The organism is Streptococcus sp. HMSC068F04 (assembly GCF_001837455.1).
Lineage (GTDB): Bacteria > Bacillota > Bacilli > Lactobacillales > Streptococcaceae > Streptococcus > Streptococcus salivarius_D.
The window spans coordinates 1-21,246 of record NZ_KV832501.1 but is presented as its reverse complement, the minus strand read 5'-3'; the positions used below and the strand labels follow the sequence as shown (position 1 = coordinate 21,246).

The 21,246-nt window shown below is 41.2% G+C and carries 15 protein-coding genes and 1 pseudogene; 12 read left to right on the top strand and 4 right to left on the bottom strand.

Annotated features, from left to right (window positions below):
- The first annotated feature begins 12 nt into the window (after nt 1-12).
- The 5 genes and pseudogenes from HMPREF2571_RS06020 (at nt 13) to HMPREF2571_RS06000 (ending at nt 5,365) form a co-directional block, all read left to right on the top strand.
- Nucleotides 13-447 (top strand): NUDIX hydrolase, encoded by a 435-nt coding sequence (locus HMPREF2571_RS06020; RefSeq protein ID WP_013989958.1) that lies wholly within the window; start codon nt 13-15, stop codon nt 445-447.
- Nucleotides 447-920 (top strand): annotated as a pseudogene (locus HMPREF2571_RS06015) (N-acetyltransferase family protein). The gene HMPREF2571_RS06020 and the pseudogene HMPREF2571_RS06015 overlap by 1 nt, the downstream one beginning before the upstream one ends.
- A gap of 52 nt (nt 921-972) precedes the next feature.
- Nucleotides 973-1,926: a 50S ribosomal protein L11 methyltransferase gene (gene prmA, locus HMPREF2571_RS06010; RefSeq protein WP_013989960.1), complete on the top strand. Its 954-nt coding sequence runs from the start codon at nt 973-975 to the stop codon at nt 1,924-1,926.
- On the top strand, nt 1,927-2,670 hold the full coding sequence (locus HMPREF2571_RS06005; RefSeq protein WP_013989961.1) for a 16S rRNA (uracil(1498)-N(3))-methyltransferase: 744 nt from the start codon (nt 1,927-1,929) through the stop codon (nt 2,668-2,670). It begins immediately after the preceding gene.
- A gap of 154 nt (nt 2,671-2,824) precedes the next feature.
- Nucleotides 2,825-5,365, top strand: a complete 2,541-nt coding sequence (locus HMPREF2571_RS06000; protein ID WP_013989962.1) for a bifunctional 2',3'-cyclic-nucleotide 2'-phosphodiesterase/3'-nucleotidase — start codon at nt 2,825-2,827, stop codon at nt 5,363-5,365.
- Between the two features lie 41 nt (nt 5,366-5,406).
- Here HMPREF2571_RS06000 and nrdI read toward each other — a convergent pair whose 3' ends face one another.
- A complete protein-coding gene (gene nrdI / locus HMPREF2571_RS05995) occupies nt 5,407-5,865 on the bottom strand; it encodes a class Ib ribonucleoside-diphosphate reductase assembly flavoprotein NrdI (RefSeq protein ID WP_013989963.1) in 459 nt (152 codons plus the stop codon).
- A 167-nt stretch (nt 5,866-6,032) separates the two neighbouring features.
- Between nrdI and HMPREF2571_RS05990 the strand changes: the two genes are divergently transcribed.
- The 4 genes from HMPREF2571_RS05990 to ilvA all read left to right on the top strand — a co-directional run bounded on the left by HMPREF2571_RS05990 (nt 6,033) and on the right by ilvA (nt 14,207).
- Nucleotides 6,033-8,252 (top strand): RelA/SpoT family protein, encoded by a 2,220-nt coding sequence (locus HMPREF2571_RS05990; protein WP_013989964.1) that lies wholly within the window; start codon nt 6,033-6,035, stop codon nt 8,250-8,252.
- A gap of 12 nt (nt 8,253-8,264) precedes the next feature.
- Complete coding sequence (gene dtd / locus HMPREF2571_RS05985; protein ID WP_013989965.1) at nt 8,265-8,708, top strand: D-aminoacyl-tRNA deacylase; 444 nt, start codon at nt 8,265-8,267, stop codon at nt 8,706-8,708.
- Between the two features lie 376 nt (nt 8,709-9,084).
- Nucleotides 9,085-12,846: a glycoside hydrolase family 66 protein gene (locus tag HMPREF2571_RS05980; protein ID WP_070847433.1), complete on the top strand. Its 3,762-nt coding sequence runs from the start codon at nt 9,085-9,087 to the stop codon at nt 12,844-12,846.
- Nucleotides 12,847-12,956: 110 nt separating this feature from the next.
- Complete coding sequence (gene ilvA / locus HMPREF2571_RS05975; protein WP_002883616.1) at nt 12,957-14,207, top strand: threonine ammonia-lyase IlvA; 1,251 nt, start codon at nt 12,957-12,959, stop codon at nt 14,205-14,207.
- Nucleotides 14,208-14,333: 126 nt separating this feature from the next.
- Here ilvA and def read toward each other — a convergent pair whose 3' ends face one another.
- Together def and HMPREF2571_RS05965 are read right to left on the bottom strand one after the other, a co-directional pair.
- Nucleotides 14,334-14,948 carry a peptide deformylase gene (gene def / locus HMPREF2571_RS05970; protein WP_002883663.1) on the bottom strand — a complete coding sequence of 205 codons (615 nt, stop codon included), beginning with the start codon at nt 14,946-14,948 and terminating at the stop codon, nt 14,334-14,336.
- Nucleotides 14,949-15,048: 100 nt separating this feature from the next.
- A complete protein-coding gene (locus HMPREF2571_RS05965) occupies nt 15,049-15,687 on the bottom strand; it encodes a Crp/Fnr family transcriptional regulator (RefSeq protein ID WP_070847431.1) in 639 nt (212 codons plus the stop codon).
- Nucleotides 15,688-15,794: 107 nt separating this feature from the next.
- Here HMPREF2571_RS05965 and HMPREF2571_RS05960 point away from each other — a divergent pair, with 107 nt between their 5' ends.
- Both HMPREF2571_RS05960 and rpsO read left to right on the top strand, forming a co-directional pair.
- A complete protein-coding gene (locus HMPREF2571_RS05960; RefSeq protein ID WP_048673981.1) occupies nt 15,795-16,958 on the top strand; it encodes an MFS transporter in 1,164 nt (387 codons plus the stop codon).
- 141 nt (nt 16,959-17,099) lie between these two features.
- Nucleotides 17,100-17,369 carry a 30S ribosomal protein S15 gene (gene rpsO / locus HMPREF2571_RS05955; protein ID WP_008535715.1) on the top strand — a complete coding sequence of 90 codons (270 nt, stop codon included), beginning with the start codon at nt 17,100-17,102 and terminating at the stop codon, nt 17,367-17,369.
- Nucleotides 17,370-17,586: 217 nt separating this feature from the next.
- Here rpsO and HMPREF2571_RS05950 read toward each other — a convergent pair whose 3' ends face one another.
- Entirely contained in the window at nt 17,587-18,177 is a 591-nt protein-coding gene (locus HMPREF2571_RS05950) for a VanZ family protein (RefSeq protein ID WP_002889749.1), read from the bottom strand.
- A gap of 298 nt (nt 18,178-18,475) precedes the next feature.
- On the opposite strand from HMPREF2571_RS05950, the gene HMPREF2571_RS05945 reads away from it, so the two are divergent.
- The gene (locus HMPREF2571_RS05945) at nt 18,476-21,043 is read left to right on the top strand and encodes an SEC10/PgrA surface exclusion domain-containing protein (protein ID WP_070847429.1); all 2,568 of its coding nucleotides are present in this window, start codon (nt 18,476-18,478) and stop codon (nt 21,041-21,043) included.
- The last annotated feature ends 203 nt before the right edge of the window (nt 21,044-21,246 follow it).

Sequence of the window (21,246 nt, the reverse complement as noted above, 5' to 3'; positions counted from 1 at the left end):
GAGCGAAAAAGGATGGATGCTTATTTAAAAGATCAGTTTGATTTTACAGGTGTTAAGGCTGCCTTACTCGTAGAGCAAAGTATTTTGGTCATTCTCAGAGATAATAAACCAGATATTCCTTGGCCAAATACATGGGAATTGCCAGGTGGTGGAAGAGAAGGTCAAGAAACGCCTCTTGAATGTCTTCAACGTGAGGTCTGGGAGGAGCTGGGCTTGACTTTGACAGAGGAATCGATTATTTGGTCGAAAATCTATCCTAGTATGTTGGATAAAGATAGGTCAGCTGTCTTTGTGGTTGGCCGAATTAGCCAAGAGCAGTATCGTGAGATTCGTTTTGGTGACGAGGGTCAGGAATTTAAACTAATGCCTGTAGAGGATTTTATAAAAGCAGAAGGTGTCATTCCCCAGTTGCAGGAACGAGTACGTGATTATGTGGAGAAGAAATGATGATAACACTTGAGAGAGTCAGAGCAGAAGATTTAGAAACGATTATTGCCATTCAAAGAGCCAGTTTTAAGGCAGTCTATGACAAATACCAAGATGAATATGATCCCTATCTAGAGGATCGCGAACGAATCAAGTGGAAACTGGTAGAGCGTCCCAATAGCTATTACTACTTTGTGAAAGACAACGAAGAGAAGATCGGATTTTTACGAGTTCAGACCAATGAAGAATTAACGGAAGCTTGGTTGGGAACGGCAGCGATTTTGCCCCAGTATCAAGGGAAAGGTTATGGTTCTGAGGGTCTGAGATTGCTAGAAATGGAATTTCCAACTGTCACACAATGAGATTTGTGTACGGTGTTACAGGATGCAGGCATGGTCACATTCTACGAGAAAAACGGCTATCGTCAAACCCATATCGAACCTGAAAAAGAAGGTATGGATATGGTCTACATGAAAAAAATGATAGAGAAATAGAAAGGAAGGTTCAGTTTTTCGACTGAATCTCTTATATAGGTTGATAAAATATATGGACAAATGGCAAGAACTAACGATTGAGGTTAATCGTGAGGTCGAAGAGGCGGCTTCGAATATTTTAATTGAATCTGGTAGTCAAGGTGTGGCTATTGATGATAGTGCAGATTATTTGGAAAATGCGGACCGTTTTGGTGAGCTTTATCCTGAGGTTGAACAGGTTGAGACGGTTAAAATTACGGCTTATTATCCGGAGTCAGCAGATATCGAAGCTATTACTAAGCAGGTTAATGAGCGTTTGGCTGAGTTGACGGATTTTGGTCTTGAAACTGGAGATATTCACTTGGCTACTCAAGAATTGGTTGAAGAAGACTGGGCTGAGAATTGGAAGAAGTACTATGAACCAGCTCGCATTACCCACGATTTGACTATCGTACCGTCATGGACGGATTATGAGGCATCAGTAGGTGAGAAGATTATCAAGCTAGATCCTGGCATGGCCTTTGGAACCGGAACACACCCAACGACTAAGATGAGTCTTTTTGCACTCGAACAGGTGCTTCGTGGTGGTGAGACGGTGATTGATGTGGGAACTGGTTCGGGTGTCCTCTCGATTGCTAGCTCTCTTCTTGGAGCTAAGGAAATCTACGCCTATGACCTTGATGATGTGGCGGTTCGAGTGGCACAGGAAAACATTGATATGAATCCTGGCATGGAAAATATCCACGTTGCTGCAGGTGATCTTTTGAAGGGTGTAACTCAAGAAGCTGATGTTATCGTGGCTAATATTTTGGCGGATATTCTCATCCATCTGACGGAAGATGCCTACCGTTTGGTTAAGGATGAAGGTTATTTGATTATGTCAGGGATTATCTCTGAAAAATGGGATATGGTGCGTGAATCGGCTGAGAAAGCTGGTTTCTTCCTAGAAACTCACATGGTTCAGGGAGAGTGGAATGCTTGTGTCTTCAAGAAGACAGATGATATTTCAGGTGTGATCGGAGGCTAAATGCAACAGTATTTTATAAAGGGGCAAGTTGAAAATCCAGTAATCATCAAAGATAAGGATACTGTGAAGCATATGTTTAACGTTATGCGTTTAACAGAGGATGATCAGGTTGTCTTGGTTTTTGAAGACGGTATCAAGCGTCTTGCACGTGTGACTGACCGTGAGAATCATGTCTTTGAAGTGATTGAAGACTTAAATGATAATGTTGAGATGCCTGTATCTGTAACCATTGCCTCTGGCTTTCCAAAGGGAGATAAGCTAGAGTTGGTGACACAAAAGGCAACAGAGCTTGGAGCTCAGGCTATTTGGTCCTTCCCTGCCGACTGGTCTGTGGTCAAGTGGGATGGTAAGAAGCTTGCCAAGAAGGAAGATAAGCTTGCCAAGATTGCTCTAGGATCTGCAGAACAATCTAAGCGTAATCGTGTTCCAGAGGTTAGATTGTTCGAGAAGAAGGGAGAATTTCTATCAGAATTAGATAATTTTGATAAGATTTTTATCGCCTATGAGGAAACAGCCAAAGCAGGCGAGTTGGCTACTCTAGCTCGTGAGTTGGCTCAGGTAGAGAGTGGTCAGAAAATTCTCTTTATCTTTGGACCAGAAGGTGGTATTTCTCCGTCTGAGATTGATGCTTTTGAGGAAGCTGGTGGCCTTAAAATTGGCCTTGGACCGCGTATTATGCGGACGGAAACGGCTCCTCTCTACGCTTTGAGTAGTGTGAGTTATGCCCTAGAATTGAATAAATAAGAGAAAGTTGGCTTTGTTCCAACTTTTTTTGTTTAAGCTAAGATTGAATCTTGTTATTGGTTTTGTATGACAAATCGAGTAATTCTAAAAAAGTTGATAATCTTATTTAGGTTTAATATAATTGTATTATCTTTATAAAAGGGGAAGATTTTTAATGAAAACGAATCGTTATGTGACTCAATCTGCTGTGGTTTTGGGCCTTTTTGCTCTCTTGACTGTGCCACAAGTCGTAGGGCAAGCTGATGAAGCAACGGCACCTGTATCAACTACTTCTGCTGAAACTGTGGCAGATAGTGGTGCATCAGTAGTATCAGGACAAGGAACTTCTGGGACAGCTGTTCAAGGAGGAACAGAGACTGTCTCTGCTACACCAACAACAGTAGCGACAAATGCGTCTACAGAGCCATCAGCTAATACCTCAACGACCCAAGCAAGTCGAGAAGCGAGTGCTGTTTTGACGAATGCCAATCAGGTGACACCAGCAGTGCCAGTACAGGCTGAAACTGTTACAGAGCCTGCTCATGAGGGCCAGACCGTTGATATGCAGATTTTGTCAACAACAGACCTTCATACCAACTTAGTTAACTATGATTATTATCAAGATAAGCCGTCTCAAACAGTTGGTTTGTCTAAAACTGCTGTCCTTATCAAAAAAGCCCGTGAAACCAATCCCAATACGGTTTTAGTGGACAGTGGGGATACGATTCAGGGAACTCCTTTTGGAACTTATAAGGCCTTGATTGATCCTGTTGCCCAAGGTGAGACTCACCCTATGTATAAGGCTTTTGAGATGCTTGGTTATGATGCCGAAACGCTTGGAAACCACGAGTTTAACTATGGTCTAGAATTTTTGGATCGTATGGTTAAGGCTGCTAAGATTAACATTATCAATGCTAATGTGCGTAATGCTCAGACCGGTGATTACTATTACAACCCTTATAAGATTGTTAACAAGACCTTTACTGATACGGACGGCAAACAGGTAACACTAAAAATCGGTATTACTGGTGTTCTTCCAACACAGATTTTGGTTTGGGATAAGGCCAACCTTGAAGGTAAGGTAACCGTTGATGATCCAATGGAGGCTGTTAAGGCTATCGTTCCTAAGATGAAGGCTGCAGGAGCTGACTATATCCTTGTTGCTGCTCACTCTGGTATTGGTGACAATGAATATACCAAGAATGAGGAAAATGAGGGTTACCAAATTGCTGGTATCGAAGGCGTTGATGCTGTTGCGACAGGGCATTCTCACGCTGATTTCCCAAATGGAGATGGCACAAGTTTTTATGCGAAATACCCTGGTGTAGATGATGTCAATGGTCTCATCAATGGGAAACCTGTGGTTATGGCTGGTAAATTTGGGGATCATCTAGGTATCATGGATGTCAAATTGACTTACACGGATGGTAAATGGAAAGTCGTCAATAGTAAGGCTAAGCTTGAAAAGATTGATACTAAGTCAGATGTTGCGGACAAGGACTTAATTGACATGGCAGCTCATGACCATAATGGAACAATCAACTATGTTCGTAAGGAAGTTGGTGAGACTACAGCACCAATTACTAGCTACTTTGCTCAGGTTCAGGATGATCCATCTATTCAAATAGTTAATAATGCACAACTATGGTATGCTAAAAAACAAGTAGCGGGAACAGCAGATGAGAATCTTCCACTCCTCTCAGCTGCAGCACCTTTCAAGGCAGGGACTCGTGGAGATGCGACCTACTATACCGATATTCCAGCTGGGCCATTGGCCATTAAGAACGTCGCAGACCTCTACCTCTACGACAATGTTACTGCCCTACTCAAAGTGACTGGAGCACAAATCAAAGAATGGTTGGAAATGTCTGCAGGACAGTTCAATCAAATTGACCCTAACAGCAAAGAACCACAGCAACTCATTAACAGTAGCTATCGCTCATACAATTACGATGTGATTGATGGGTTGACTTATAAATTCGATTTGACACAACCTAACAAATACGATCGCGAAGGTAAGTTGGTTAACCCAGATGCTAGCCGTGTTCGTGACTTGGCTTATCAAGGGAAACCTATTGATTTGAATCAGACTTTCCTTGTCGTGACTAACAACTATCGTGCGACTGGTAACTTCCCTGGTGTTAAAGATGCTGCAGAAAAACGTCTCCTCAATCTTGAAAATCGTCAGGCCATCATTGATTATATCGTTAGTGAGAAAACGATTAATCCGAGTGCCGATGGAAATTGGAGTTTCGTTCCTAATATTACGAATGCAGATATCCGTTTTGCTTCATCTGATAATGCGCGTGCCCACCTTGCTGGTCAGGATGCCATTAGTTATGTAGGACCATCAACACAAGCCGGATTTGCAGAGTACCGCTTGATTGTTAAGGAAAAGGCAAATCAAGTTGAGGATACGACTAAGAAAGAATCTGAGAAGTCACCAAAAGGTTCTGAGACAGCGGATCAAACTAAGCGTGAGACACCAAAAGCTACTGTAGGTGCCAGCGTGGCTAAACCTGCCCCAGCTATCCAATTGTCAAATGCTCAAGTCGTTATCTTGCCTCAAGCTCAAGTACAAGAAGCCCAAGGTTCAAGTTCAGTTAAGGCCTTGCCAAACACTGGTTCAGACGAATCTGTGTCAGCAACTTTAGCTGGTCTGGTTCTTATGACCTTGGTTGGATTCTTTGGAATCAAAAAACACGAAAAAAATTAAGCAAAGGAAAAAGCCCCTGACAGGGCTTTTTTGCTCTAGTTTTAGCGTTGGTTAAAGTTCTTTTGTGCTTCTAGGATAATAGGTGCTAGACGTTCGATATCAGACTGTGTGCCGCGTAGCTCGAAGTCTCCCAACATTGGAAAGCCAAAACGTTGACTGTACTGTTTGGCGGTTAGGCAGTACTGGTTATTGAAGTTACGGTTACCAGAACCGATGATACCAAAGCAACGTTCATGATTGTCATGGGCTGCGATAAAGTCCCCCAGTGGATTGGTTAGGATTTCAACATCTCCATTGTCAACGCCATTTCCTCCTTCAAGGTAGGTTGGCAAGAGTGCGACAAAGGGTTCATCTACTTGGAAGGTTTCATGATTAAGTTCTTTAATATTGATTTGGCGACATTCAATCCCGTGGTTGAGGGACAGATAGTCAGACATACGTTTGACAAAGCTTTGGGTATTGCCACTTAGACTAATATAAACGAGGGTAAGTTGAGACATAAGCGTCCTCTTTCTATCTATATCTTGTGTTTGTTCAATCATTCTAACACAAGATATTGTGCTTTTCAAGTTAGTTCCTTGCGCTTAAGAATTGCCTATCTAGCTCTTTTTCTTTACTTGTAAAAGTGATAAAATAAAGGTTATTAAAAGAAGCGAAGGAAGAAATCATGGCTAAAGATAAAAATGTAACAGGAGAAGAAATTTTAGACATTTGCTCGGCCTACATGTCAGCAGATGATTTGAAATTAGTTGAAAAAGCCTGGCATTATGCGACAGATGCTCATAGTGGGCAATCTCGTCAGTCAGGAGAACCTTATATTATTCACCCTATTCAAGTGGCAGGTATCTTGGCAGATCTCCATCTTGATGCAGTGACAGTAGCCTGTGGTTTCTTACACGATGTCGTTGAAGACACCGAAAAAACGCTTGATGATTTGGAAGCGGATTTTGGTACAGATGTACGGAATATCGTGGATGGTGTTACTAAGCTTGGTAAGGTTGAGTACAAGTCCCATGAGGAGCAGTTGGCTGAAAACCACCGTAAGATGCTTATGGCCATGTCTAAGGATATCCGTGTTATCTTGGTTAAATTGGCCGACCGTTTGCACAATATGCGTACCCTTAAGCATCTTCGTAAGGATAAGCAAGAGCGCATTTCTCGCGAAACTATGGAAATCTATGCTCCTTTGGCCCACCGTCTGGGTATTAGTCGTATCAAATGGGAATTGGAAGACATGTCCTTCCGTTACCTTAATGAGGTGGAATTCTACAAGATTTCTCACATGATGAAGGAAAAACGTCGTGAGCGTGAGGAACTTGTGGACGAGATTGTTGATAAAATTAAGACCTACACAGCTGAACAAGGACTTGTTGGTGATGTTTATGGTCGTCCAAAACATATCTACTCTATTTATCGTAAGATGCGCGACAAGAAAAAGCGCTTCGATCAAATTTATGATTTGATTGCCATCCGTTGTGTCATGGAGACGCACAGTGATGTTTATGCCATGTTGGGATACATTCATGAGCTCTGGCGTCCGATGCCTGGCCGTTTCAAAGACTATATTGCCAATCCTAAATCCAATGGTTACCAGTCTATCCATACAACGGTTTATGGACCAAAAGGACCTATTGAAATCCAAATCCGTACCAAGGAAATGCACCAAGTTGCCGAATACGGGGTTGCAGCTCACTGGGCTTACAAGAAAGGGATCAAGGGCAAGGTAGATTCAAAAGAGTCCGCTTTGGGAATGAACTGGATTAAAGATCTTGTTGAACTTCAAGATGCCTCAAATGGTGATGCTATGGGATTTGTAGACTCTGTTAAAGAGGATATCTTCTCAGAGCGTATTTATGTCTTTACGCCAAATGGTGCTGTTCAGGAATTACCTAAAGATTCAGGACCTATTGACTTTGCCTATGCTATCCATACCCAAGTTGGAGAGAAGGCTACAGGTGCTAAGGTTAATGGCCGTATGGTTCCCTTGACTGCCAAACTTAAGACAGGTGATGTGGTTGAGATTGTCACTAATGCCAATTCTTTTGGTCCTAGTCGTGACTGGATTAAGATGGTTAAGACCACCAAAGCCAGAAATAAAATTCGACAATTCTTTAAGAATCAGGATAAGGAAGCTTCTATCACCAAGGGTCGTGAGCTTTTGATTGCCTACTTCCAAGAGCATGGCTATATTGCCAATAAGTACCTAGACAAGAAACATATTGAGGAAATTCTCCCTCGTATGAGTGTGCGTAGTGAAGAAGCTCTCTATGCCGCTGTTGGCTTTGGCGAAATTAGTGCTGCTGCTGTTTTCAATCGTCTGACAGAAAAAGAACGCCGTGAGGAAGAGCGTGCTAAGGCAAAAGCTGAAGCTGAAGAGCTAATGAACGGTGGCGAGGTTAAGACTGAGAAGAAAGAAGTTCTTAAGGTTAAGAGTGAAAATGGCGTCATCATTCAAGGTGCCTCTGGTCTCCTCATGCGTATCGCTAAGTGCTGTAACCCAGTACCTGGAGATGAGATTGAAGGTTACATCACCAAGGGCCGTGGAATTGCTATTCATCGTTCAGATTGTAATAATATCAAGAGTCAAGAAGGTTATGAACAACGTTTAATCGAAGTAGAGTGGGATGAACGTAATGCTAATAAATCTTATTTGGCAGAGATTGACATCTATGGCCTTAACCGTTCTGGTCTGTTGAATGATGTTCTTCAAATCTTGTCAAATACGACCAAGAGCATTGCTACGGTCAATGCGCAACCGACTAAGGACATGAAGTTTGCCAATATTCACGTTAGCTTTGAAATTGCAAACCTTATTGAATTGACTGGTCTGGTGGATAAGATTAAAATTATCCCTGATGTTTACAGTGTTAAACGTACGAATGGTTAAGGAGTTACTGCGATGAAGATTGTAATTCAGCGCGTGCAAAGTGCCTCTGTGGTTATTGAGGATTCTACGGTTGGTGCTATTAAACAGGGGCTCTTACTCTTGGTCGGAGTTGGTCCAGAGGACACCAAAGAAGACCTAGAGTATGCAGTTCGTAAGATTGTCAATATGCGTATTTTTTCAGATGAAGATGGTAAGATGAATCTTTCTATTAAGGATATTGATGGCCAGATTTTGTCGATTTCTCAGTTTACGCTTTTTGCAGATACGAAAAAAGGGAATAGACCAGCATTTACGGGAGCTGCAAAGCCTGACATGGCTAGCCAGTTCTATGACGATTTCAACCAATCCTTGTCAGCTCATGTTCCTGTAGAAAGAGGACGCTTTGGTGCAGATATGCAGGTTAGTCTGGTCAATGACGGACCTGTGACCATTATTTTAGATACCAAAAATCGATAAACCATTTCTCGCCTTGTGTGAGGAATGGTTTTTTAACTCTCATCGTATGGGCAATTTAGGTGCTCGATTTTCATTATTTGGGATTTATTTTTGTTATTTTAAGTAGGCTTAACCAAGTGAATGTTTAATGAAATTAGAAAATGTTGTTCTCAAATTTCTGAAAAAACCGACCATTCATGATGAAAAAATTACCGTTTACGAGGATTGCCGGAAATTCCCTTGTCTTACAAAAAAGATTAAGTTAACATTAGTTTCATAAGAAACACCAAGCGATTTTTATGAAACTAAAAAATAACTCGAGTTTACAGCATGCAAATACAAATAGTGATAATTTGAAACGCCGAGGTGATTTAAACTTTTTTAGAGGGATAGAGAGATGTCAAAGAAAGTAGCGTCAAATAAATTACTATCAGGTTTGTTTGTAGCCGGCGGTGTCCTAGGGATGAATCATGTCGCCAAGGCAGATAACATGGTCAGTTCAGAAGCAACAAAACCAGTCATTACGACTGAAGCAGATAACTTGGTGGTGGTACCAACGGAGACAGTTGCTCCAGTTGCGACAACAGAAGTAGGTCCATCATCTGCCGCTGTTGCGACAGATACTGCAACAACAGCAACAGCTTCTACACTATTTTCTCAAGCTGTACCAACAGAGAGCGCTAACTCAGAAACGCTTGCGGCAAGTGAAGCACTAGCTCCTGAGTCAGCTGCTGTGGAAACCATCACATCATCATCTGATAATGCTACTGAAGCAGGACGCCATTCAACTGCTCAAGTGACACCAGTTACAGAAGTGACAGAGCAAAACTTAAATGGTGATGCTTACTTGACAGATCCAGAAACAACAAAAGCAGCTTATAGCAAGACAGATGGTGATATTAATTATTCCGTTGTTGTATCTAATCCAACAGCAGAAACTAAGACGATGACTGTCAACTTGACACTTCAACATGCTTCAGAAATCATCGGTCAAGATAACGTTGACCTTACGCTAGCGGCAGGAGCTTCAGCTAAGGTTTCAAACTTGACAGTAGCGTCAGAGTGGTTGACAAACAATACAGGTTACTTAGTGACAATCAGTGTCAACGATAAATCTGGTAGTACTTTGTCAAGCAAGCGTGCTGGATTGTCTGTTGAAGATGATTGGACAGTTTTCCCACGTTACGGTATCGTAGCAGGTTCGCCAACTGATCAAAACAGTATTCTTGTTAAAAATCTTGAAGCCTACCGTAAAGAGCTTGAGCTCATGAAGTCTATGAATATCAACTCATATTTCTTCTATGATGCTTATAACGAAGCTACAGATCCTTTCCCAGAGGGTGTCGATAGCTTTGTTCAAAAATGGAATACCTGGAGTCACACTCAGGTTGACACTAAGGCTGTTAAAGAATTGGTTGACCAAGTTCATAAGTCAGGTGCTGTTGCCATGCTTTATAACATGATTTCAGCAGATTCAAATCCAAAGAATCCAGCCCTTCCACTTGCTGCTTTGGCTTATAACTTCTACGATAGCTTTGGTAAGAAGGGTGAACCGATGACTTACACTATCGGTGATAACCCAACTCAAGTTTACTATGATCCGGCGAATCCAGATTGGCAAAAATACATCGCAGGTGTCATGAAATCAGCTATGGATCGTATGGGATTCGATGGTTGGCAAGGTGATACAATTGGTGACAACCGTGTGACTGATTATGACCACCGTAACAGCACAGACGAGGCTGACTCACACATGATGTCTGATTCATATGCGTCATTTATTAATGCTATGAAAGACCTCATCGGTGAAAAGTACTACATCACAATCAATGATGTTAATGGTGGTAATGACGATAAACTAGCCAAGGCACGTCAAGATGTTGTTTATAATGAGCTTTGGACAAATGGTGGTTCAGTTATTCCAGGACGTATGCAGGTTGCCTATGGTGATTTGAAAGCACGTATCGATATGGTACGCAATAAAACTGGTAAATCACTTATCGTTGGTGCCTACATGGAAGAACCAGGTATTGACTATACTGTTCCTGGCGGAAAAGCAACTAACGGTGCTGGTAAAGATGCCCTTGCTGGTAAGCCATTGCAAGCTGATGCGACTCTTCTTGTAGATGCGACAGTAGCTGCAGCCGGTGGCTATCACATGTCCATTGCAGCCCTTGCCAATGCTAATGCAGCCCTTAATGTTCTTCAAAGTGCTTATTACCCAACGCAATACCTCAGTGTAGCTAAGGACACTATTCGTAAGCTTTACAATTACCAACAGTTTATCACTGCTTATGAAAATCTTCTCCGTGGTGAGGGTGTGACAAACAGACTGAGTGCTGTATCTACAAAGAATGCTACTGGTGAAATCCTTTCTAAGGATGCTCTAGGTGTAACAGGTGATCAAGTTTGGACATTTGCTAAATCAGGAAAAGGTTTCTCAACTGTTCAAATGATTAACATGATGGGCATCAATGCGGGCTGGCATAATGAAGAGGGGTATGCGGATAATAAAACACCGGACGCTCAAGAGAATCTCACAGTTCGTCTTAGTCTAGCAGGTAAAACAGCTCAAGAAGCAGCTAAAATTGCTGATCAAGTCTATGTGACGTCACCAGATGATTGGGCAACTTCAAGCATGAAGAAGGCACAAGCAAGCCTTGAAACAGATGAAAATGGTCAACCAGTGCTTGTCATTTCAGTTCCTAAACTAACTCTTTGGAACATGCTCTATATCAAGGAAGACACAACAGCAACACCGGTAGAACCAGTTATCTTGAAACCAGTTACTAACCAATCTGGTAAGAAAGTAGATAATACCGTAACATCTGAAGCAAGCTCAGAAACAGCTAAATCAGAAAATACAACAGTAAACAAAGATTCAGAGACCCCAACTGATACGAAACCATCTGTTGAAGCTCCTAAACTTGATGAAACAACTAAACCAGCACCATCAGTTGACGAGTTAGTAAACTCAGCAGCTGTTCCAGTAGCGATAGCTGTGTCAGAGACTGCACATGATAAGAAAGATGACAACTCAGTATCTAATACGGATCAAGGTACAGTAGCATCAGATTCAATCACTACACCAGCTTCAGAGGCTGCAAGCACAGCTGCCTCAACAGCCTCATCAGAAGTATCAGAAAGTGCAACAGTATCATCGGAAGCATCAGAAACTGAAAATAGTTCAGCAGCATCGACTTCAGAGTCAGCAATTTCAACGACGACAGCAATTTCAGAATCACATGCAGTAGTTGAACCAGTGGCTTCTTTGACAGAATCAGAGAGTCAGGCAAGCACTAGCCTTGTTTCAGAAACTACAAGCACAATTGTCTCAGTTGCTCCGTCAGAAGTATCAGAAATCACAACAGTATCATCGAAGGTCTCAGAAACTGATGTTATCTCAGAAGCATCAACTTCAGAGACTTCAGCATCTGAATCAGAGAATTCAATCAGCACAGTCGTTTCAGAATCAGAAGTAGTTGAAGAACCAGCTGTTTCATTGACAGAATCAGAAAGTCAAGTGAGCACTTCAGAAGTGACTTCGGCGATTTCAGAAACAGTAAGCACATCAGAGGAAGTCATCCTTGATGGACTATCAGAAAACATCAATAGTTGGAATAGACTCTCTGTAGCTCCTCGCGTCTCAGAAACCTTACCAAGTACTTCTGAAACGATTACAGAAGCAGCATCACTCTTTAGCAACTATGCAAGATATTCAGAAACAGCAAGCTCAGAATCTCACTCTATGGTAGCAGCTTCTTCAGAAGCTTCTATTGAAAAATTAGCAGTATCTATCTTGAAAGATACTGAGGGTGGCTTGTACGATGCAACAACAATCAGAAATATTGTTGAGATGATTGATAGCATTACAACAAATGTCAGCTATACTCGCAGTAGCCGTCAAGACCTTGTCAATACAGCTTCGTCAGATAATACTTACAATGGTAGTCAAGATCTTAACCTTGCAAGTAAGACAACGACGCAAGCAGGTGAAAAAGGAACAACTGAAGATCTTAAGGCTACAATTGCTAAAACAGCAAAATCTCACAAGTGGGGAGAACATGCTGTAGCTATCCTTACAGCTATTGTCCTTGCAGGTGCGGCAACCCTTGCAGCTCTTCGTAACTTCTTGATGTCAAAAAAAGTTGATAAATAATAAGTAGAACTCTTTGTGTAAACAAGGAGTTTTCTTTATACTGGCTGCTATTTTTTCTGAAAATTGTGATACAATAGAAATAGTTTGAATATTGTGTCAAAGGAGAGCCAATGATTACTGCAAATGATATCGTAAAGGCTAATGAAGTCTTAAAAAACGTGGTGGAACGCACACCACTAGATTTTGATCGCTACTTATCTGAAAAATACGGGGCGACCATTTATATTAAAAAAGAAAATATGCAAAAGGTACGCTCTTTCAAATTGCGTGGAGCCTACTATGCTATCCATCAATTGAGTGATGAGGATAAGGCGCGTGGTGTGGTTTGTGCATCAGCCGGAAACCATGCTCAGGGGGTTGCCTACACTTGTAACGAGATGAAGATTCCGGCAACCATCTTTATGCCAGTAACAACGCCTCTCCAAAAAATTGGTCAAGTCCGTTTCTTTGGTGGCAAGTTTGTAACAATCAAATTGGTAGGAGATACCTTTGATGCTTCTGCTCAAGCAGCACAGGAATATACCAAGTCTGAAGGGATGACTTTCATTGATCCATTCGACGATTATAATGTCCAAGCGGGCCAAGGAACTGTTGCTTATGAAATTTATGAGCAGGCTCAAGAGGAAGGTGTTTCCTTCGATAGTATCTTGGTTCCAGTCGGAGGTGGTGGCCTTATCTCTGGTGTAGCTACCTATATCAAAGATGTAGCACCGTCTATGGAGGTTATTGGTGTTGAGGCCAGTGGTGCTCGTAGCATGCGCGCTGCCTTTGACCGTGGTTATCCTGTAAAACTTGAAGAAATTGATAAGTTTGCGGACGGGATTGCTGTTCAAAAGGTAGGTGTCAAGACCTATGAAGTTGCACGTAAATATGTTGACCGTCTCTTGGGAGTTGATGAAGGCTTGATTTCAGAAACCTTAATTGATATGTACTCTAAGGTTGGTACCATTGCAGAACCCGCAGGTGCGGCATCAGTGGCAGCTTTGGAAGTGATCAAAGATGAGATTAAAGGAAAAACCATCGTCTGCATCATTTCAGGTGGTAACAATGACATCAACCGTATGCCAGAGATGGAAGAACGTGCGCTTATCTACGATGGTATCAAGCATTACTTTGTGGTTAACTTCCCACAACGTCCTGGTGCCCTTCGTGAATTTGTAAATGATATCTTGGGACCAAATGATGATATCACTCGTTTTGAGTACATCAAACGAGCTAATAAAGGAAAAGGCCCAGTTCTCATTGGTATAGCTCTTAGTGATAAGAACGACTATGATGGACTTCTCGAGCGTCTTTCTGCCTTTGACCCAAGTTATATCAACCTTCACGGTAACGAAACACTATACAATATGCTTGTCTGAGGATAGGTTCAGATAAGAAGAAAAGAACCGACGAAAGTTGGTTCTTTTCTACTTTGACTTAGCTATAAAGTGGTACTAATGCCTTATCTTCAAACTAAAACCCCAGTATTTCTACTGAGGTTTTCTTTATTCGATAATTAAGAGTCCATCTTTAATGGCGAATGGATTGTCTTTATTGATGCGGTCATAGAACATGATACCGTTAGTATGGTCGATTTCGTGTTGAACAACGATTGAGTTGTAACCACGGAGTTTAACACGTTGCTTTTCGCCTTCTTTGTTGAAGTATTCAACAGTTACACGAGCATGACGAACCACGTAACCAGGAACGTCGCGATCAACTGAGAGGCATCCTTCGCCATCGCCCAAAGCAGCATCCTGAACAGAATGGGCAACTACTTTAGGGTTGTACATGATTTCTTGAAGGCTATATGCTTCTTTTGGTGGATTACCTTCAGCATCTTCAGGGTTTGGAACGAGAACAGCGATAATGCGTTTTGAAATATCTAATTGAGGGGCTGCAAGACCGACTCCCCCACGAAGCCCCATTTTTTCGGCAATAACAGGATCTTGTGAGTTACGAAGAAACTGCATCATTTTTTCGCCTAGGATAATGTCTTCGTCTGATAGTGGGAAGGTTACATCTTCAGCGACAGCACGCAAGGTTGGATTTCCTTCGCGAATGATATCATTCATATCAATCATATGGCTGGCGCGGATAATTTTGGTTTGAGCATCCATTTGTTTACCTCTATTTTCTTTTTTCTTTGATTTACTTGTTTATAACTATAGCACAAAAGGGTTGAAAATTAAACCATCAAGGGTTAAAGTGAGGCTTTTTCTAATCGATAAAAGCCAGTTTTTCCAAGGTTTGTCTCTCTAAAATACGATAGGTCTTAAAAGCCTCTTTTTCGATAATTCCCTGGTCGATAAATTGTTTGATGACTCGCTGTACATGACGATAGCTAGTCCCAAAACGGGAAGCTAAAATGGATGGCGATAATTGAAAGATATTCTCTTCTTCACTATTCAAAATATGGGTGGCCAGACGCTCTTTGACAGAGTAGCTAGCATTCGTTGAGGCAGTGATACCTTGCTTATGCAGTGCCATGGCTAGGTTATGCCCAATTTGATAGAGAAAAACGGGATCTTTGAGGAGCTCTTCTTTATTATTTAAAGGGAGCTGAACTGCTTGAACCTCTTCTAAAGCAATGACTGATGACCCTGCTGGTTGATTGGTCATGAGTTCTACATCTCCAAATATTTGTGGTTGGTTAAGCATTTCTAGGATATGTTCTTTACCATTGAAGAGAGAACGCACAATTTTTACCTTTCCTGACAAAATGTAGGTTAGCTCTGTGATAGCTTTTCCTTGGGTACAAATATAATCATTCTTTTGAAAGGTGACTTTCTGTAATTGGTCGAGATAGAGGGGTGGAAAGACCTGATCAAGTTGAGGTCTTATGTCATGATTACGCATACATCTCCTTTTTTAGGACCTAGGTCCTATTTTTTAAACTCTCCTTAGATTATAATGAAAAAATAACTATCAGACAAGTAAGGAAAGGATGTTCTAATCCCTATATTATGACACGAATTTTAGAAAAAATGAGCCTACTTGGGCTATCCTTGCTCTTGATTTCGGCCTTTTCGATTTCAACAGCGCTACCACCTATGTTGGACTACTATAGCCCAACCTTTTCTGCCGCGCAAGTGGAGCTTTTAGTATCTGTCCCTTCATTTTCCGTAGTAGCGATGCTCTTACTTAATTCATTTATTGACAAATGGCTAAGTGATAGACAGCTAATTGTGACTGGATTGCTTTTACTTAGTAGTGCTGGGATTTTTCCTTTTTTTGTACAAGCCTATCCTCTTGTCTTACTGTCACGTATTGCTTTTGGGATGGGGATCGGCCTTATCAATGCTAAGGCGATTGCCATCATCAGTCAACGTTTTCAAGGTAAAGAACGGGTTCAGATGTTAGGTATTCGTGGCTCCATGGAGTTGATTGGTGGAGCTTCGTGTTCTCTTTTGGTTGGTCAACTATTGAAAATCCATTGGACCTTTGCCTTTCTTATTTATGGTCTTGGTTTTGTGATTCTGACCATGTACCTCCTTTTTGTGCCAACGATGGATCAGGTGGAGAGGAAGCAGATTACAAAAAGTAAACAAGGTCTAAACAAAAAAGACCTTAGTATGATCCTTGGCATGGCCCTTTTAGCAGGATTTGTCATCTGTATTAATTCTTCGATTAGTTTGCGCGTGCCTCTATTTCAGGTTGCTGGTAAGACCATTGCGAGTGGGCAATCAGCTTTAGTACTTAGTTTAGAGCAAGGAATTGGAATTGTAGCTGGACTAAGTTTCGCTTCTCTTATAGGATATTTTAAGAATCATCTTTTGCATATAGTGATGTTTTTATTGGCGGTTTGTCTCTTTGGGATGTCAGTGGCTAGTAACTTACCGATTTTGATTTTATCCTCAGTTGGTGTTGGTTTCTTCTATAGTACTGTTTTGACAATTATCTTTAACCAACTTTCTGAGCGTATTGCTAGAAATCTGTTGAACAAAGCGACAGCCTATGTCCTCTTGGGGTGTAACCTAGGGTCTGCCCTCTCTCCTTATGTTTTGAAATTATTGGCACTTGTATCTCCAAGTTTTAGTTGGATTTTCCTAGCCTATGCTATAGTAAGTTTCCTACTTTTCCTTGGTTTTTTGATGAAATCAAGAATGACAAAAAAGTCTAAGATGTAGAAATCTAAACAGTGAATCTTGTGATTGACAAAGATTAGTAGATGAGCTAAAATAGAGAGGTCGTAAAGACAAACCAACTCTTTCTTGGTTTTAGGAGAGCCAATCCTAAGACTCGGATGGAGCAAAAAAAGGAGAAAAAACATGGCAATCTCAAAAGAGAAAAAAAATGAAATCATTGCTCAATATGCACGTCACGAAGGTGACACTGGTTCAGTAGAGGTTCAAGTTGCTGTCCTTACTTGGGAAATCAACCACCTTAACGACCACATTAAACAACACAAAAAAGACCACGCTACTTACCGTGGTTTGATGAAAAAAATCGGTCACCGTCGTAACTTGTTGGCGTACCTTCGTCGCACAGATGTTAACCGTTACCGTGAGTTGATCAGCTCACTTGGACTTCGTCGTTAATTCAAGATACAAGTGCTTAGGCCTTGTTCAATTGAATACACGAAAATGGAACTGCTCTATAATGGGGCAGTTTTTCTTTTTCACTAGGATTTTAGCCCGAGTTCAAAACAGCTCTCTAGATTCAGAGGGCAGTTTTGCGGTATTCATCTAAAATTTCTTATGATGATTGATCTATAGAGCCAGTAAAAGACCTCCAGATTTAATTCTGGAGGCTTCTCTATCTTAAAATCTTTTTGATAACTGTTTGAAATTGAGGGAGTTGATGGATAGCAGTTCCGACAAGGATACCTAGCATATTTAAGGCGATATCTCCTAAATCAAAGACTCCCAAATGTCCAAAGTACTGAATGGATTCGACGGTGAAAAGGGTCAGGAGACAAAGTAGGAGATTACTCAATCGTGAAGAAAAGAGGAGTCCCAGAGGAATGAACATTAATAGGTTCATGATGGGAACGAAGTGGCTCCCCCAGTATAATTCCCGAGCGAAGGAAAGGGGATTAAGTGAGAGACCTTGGGTACCAATGTTTTTCAAGAAAAGTAGGTAGAAGAGAGCAAGAAAGTAAATGAAGTAGAGTAGGAGCAGTGTCTGTTTTTTCAGCTGTCTAGTAAGAAGGAGTTTCAAAAAAGCATAGACAAAGTAACTAAGCAGGACTATGATGACTAGGTTGAGTAAGACTTGGAAGTAGGAGCCATAATGGGCGATGTAATGAACGTACTGTTCGAGATGGCCCCTATAAAACCAATAAGACAAGCACAGTGATAGGCTTCCTAGTAAGATGTTACTCAATGTTTTTAATGTTTTTGCCACTTTGCTCCTCCATTTGCATATGATGAGTACACATTATATCAAAAAAACGTTTAAAGAAAGTTAAGAAACTGTAACGAAGTTTTGATAGAATGGAAGGATAAGGCAGAATCAAAGACTAAAAAAGGACTTTGAAACAGCAACTCTACTTTTGACTAACAATTTAATGGTTTTTGTAAACAGGCTATGAAAGCTTATAAAATAATTAAATTTTAAAAATTAGGAGTCAGCATCTTGTTTCAGGATTATTAAAATGTTATTATATAGTAGTGAATTTTTAACATAAAAAGGAGTTCGTCTTATGAATAAAAAGGTTTTGGCGACAGCTGGAATTGCAGCACTTGCAGTTTCTGCTACAGTTGCTAAAGCTGATGAGGTAACGACAAACGATCAAGCCTCAACAACAGCATCAGTATCATCGACAGCTACACAAGCTGTCCCAACTCAAGCCCAAGTTGAAGCGGCTAGAGAACAAGCCAGCGCTGCAAATCAAGCAGTATCGCAACAAGAGTCAGTAGTTGCTAATCATGAAGCAGTTGCCAACCAGGCTCAAGCAAATCTAGCGACAGCAGATGCTAACTTGCAAAAGGCACAAACAGCAGCCGATGAAGCAAGCCCAGAAACTATTGCTGCCGCTCAAGGTCAAGTAACTACTGCAGAAAATGCGGCTAAGGAAGCTAAGTCAGCAGTCGAAACAGCTCAATCAGCAGAAAAAACTGCCAAAGATGCAGCAGACAAACAGCAATCTGTCGTTAATACAGATCAAGCTAATGTCAATGCTAAAGCTAGTGAAGTTGCTAATGCTCAAAAATCAGTAGATGCTGCTAAAGCAGCTCTTAATGGTTCTAGCGCTTCTGAGGCAGCTTCTAACCAAGCTAAAGCACAATCAGTTTTTGACGCTGCAACAGTAGCTGAGAAAAAAGCTCAAGAAGAATTGGCAGCCGCTCAGGCAGCTGATAAAGAAAAAGCTACTGCTATTTCAGCTAAAGAAGGTCAATTGACTGCAGACCAAAATGCAGCAAACCAAGCTAAAGCAGCCTATGAGACTGCTCAAACAGTAGCTAATGAAAAGGCAGCTGCCCTTGCAGCCGCTGAAGCAGCTAAGAAAAAAGCAGAATCTTCAACAACTTCAACAGCTAATGTTCGTCAAAAATTCTCAGTGTCACAAGAGTATGTCAATGCTCTTAAGATTCATGAGTCTAAAACAGCGACAGCAGCAGAAATAGCTCAAGCTGAACAAGTCTTGAAGAACGTCAATAAACGTGATCGTGGTAACAATAGTTATCAAGATAATGAAGCGGATAAAAATGTTAAAATTAGTGATTTGAATAACCTTAGTGAAGCTCAAATTACAGATTTGTCATTGTATGCTTCAAGTTTGATTAACCAAATTCGTACAGCTTTTGGTACAACTCAAACATCTGTTTCAAAAGGTAGTGTTCTTGCGGCTGATCGTGTTTCAGATGGTTATGTAGCAGATAACTGGGGTTGGGAAGCTATTACCCATAAAAGACATGATAGTGCCGCCCTTGACCGTGCTGGTAAGTCATTTAATAGTGTAAGTATTGGTGAAAACCTTAATACATGGCAAGGTTTGACAGGACCATTTACACTTAACGACATTAAGAAATATGTCTATGAAGCTATGCTTGACTTCATGTTTAATGGTAATGAGTGGAACCATGCTCGTTCTATCTCTGGACTTACAGCAGATGGTGGTGAGGCTTACATTGGTACAGACATCAGTGTTGTTGCCGGTGCCTTTAACGTTCACGTAAACAATGTCAATAAAAATTCTATCGCTTCTGATAGTAGCTTTGACACAACTAAGATTGCTAACCCATATGTAGGTAACCAATCTCAACCATCTTCAAATGCAAATCTAGCAGCTGCAAAAGCAGCTTATGAAGCTGCTAAACAAGCTAACGATCAAGCTCAAAGTGATTTGGCTAGCAAGAAATCTGCTTCTGAGTCAGCAACTCTTAAACTTAAGAATACTCAATCAGAACTTGCAGCTCTTAAAGCGACTGCAAGCAAGTTGGCAGCTGCTCAGAATAACCTTTCTGAAAAACAAGCCGCCCTTGCAACTGCTAAATCAGAATTGGAAAAAGCTAATGCTGCAGTTGAAAATCTTAATGCTAATGCACAAGAAAAAGCAGCAGCCCTTAGCAAAGCTCAAGCAACTCTTGATGAAAAACAAGCAGAGCTTCAAACAGCTAAAGATAAACTTGCGACAAGTTCTGCGACCTTGCAACGTTTGACAAATGCATACAACGCTGCTAAGCAAGATACTGCTAAGAAACAAGTAGCATTGACACAAGCTAACCAAGCTTTGGCTTCTGCTAAGAACCGTGTAGCAGCTCTTACAAATGCTTCAGCTAACCTAGCTAAGGCTAAGGCAGAACGTGCAACGGCCTTTGCTAAATTTACTGCGGCGAAAGGTGCTCTTTCAACTGAACGTGCGAAACTGGTTGAATTGTCTGCTAAACGTGATAAATTAACGAGCGAATACACGACAGTTCAAACAGCTTTCGATAACTATATGAAAGCTAAGGCAGACAAAGAGCTTCAAACACAATTGGCTAAAGAGTATGCTAACATCATCTCTAAAGGTCTTACACCAGTACCTGTTTACGATGTAGATGGTAAAGTTGTTGCTTTCACAACACAAGAAAAAGCAGCTCAAACGGCGGCTCAAATTCCTGTAAATTATGGTCAAGCAAAAGCAGAGAAACAAGCTCCTGTACAAGAAACAGACAGCTTGCCAGAAACAGGTGAGTCAACTGCAGTAGGATTCAGTCTTGTAGGTCTCTTTATGACACTATTGGCCTTCCTTGGTTTTGTTGACAGACGTACACGTCGTAACTAATCATAGAAAAAAACGGCAACTGCCGTTTTTTTATTATGAAAATGCAATCTTCTACTGAGTCTTTCATTATGTGATGGCGGACGTCAGCGACCTTCTGCGAAGTTCCATGACTAAGTTTTGAGTCTAATGTCTCAAAACTTCCGAATGCCAGAAAACTTAATAGTTTTCTGGCATTTTTTTTGTGACTTTAAGTCCGTTTCGCT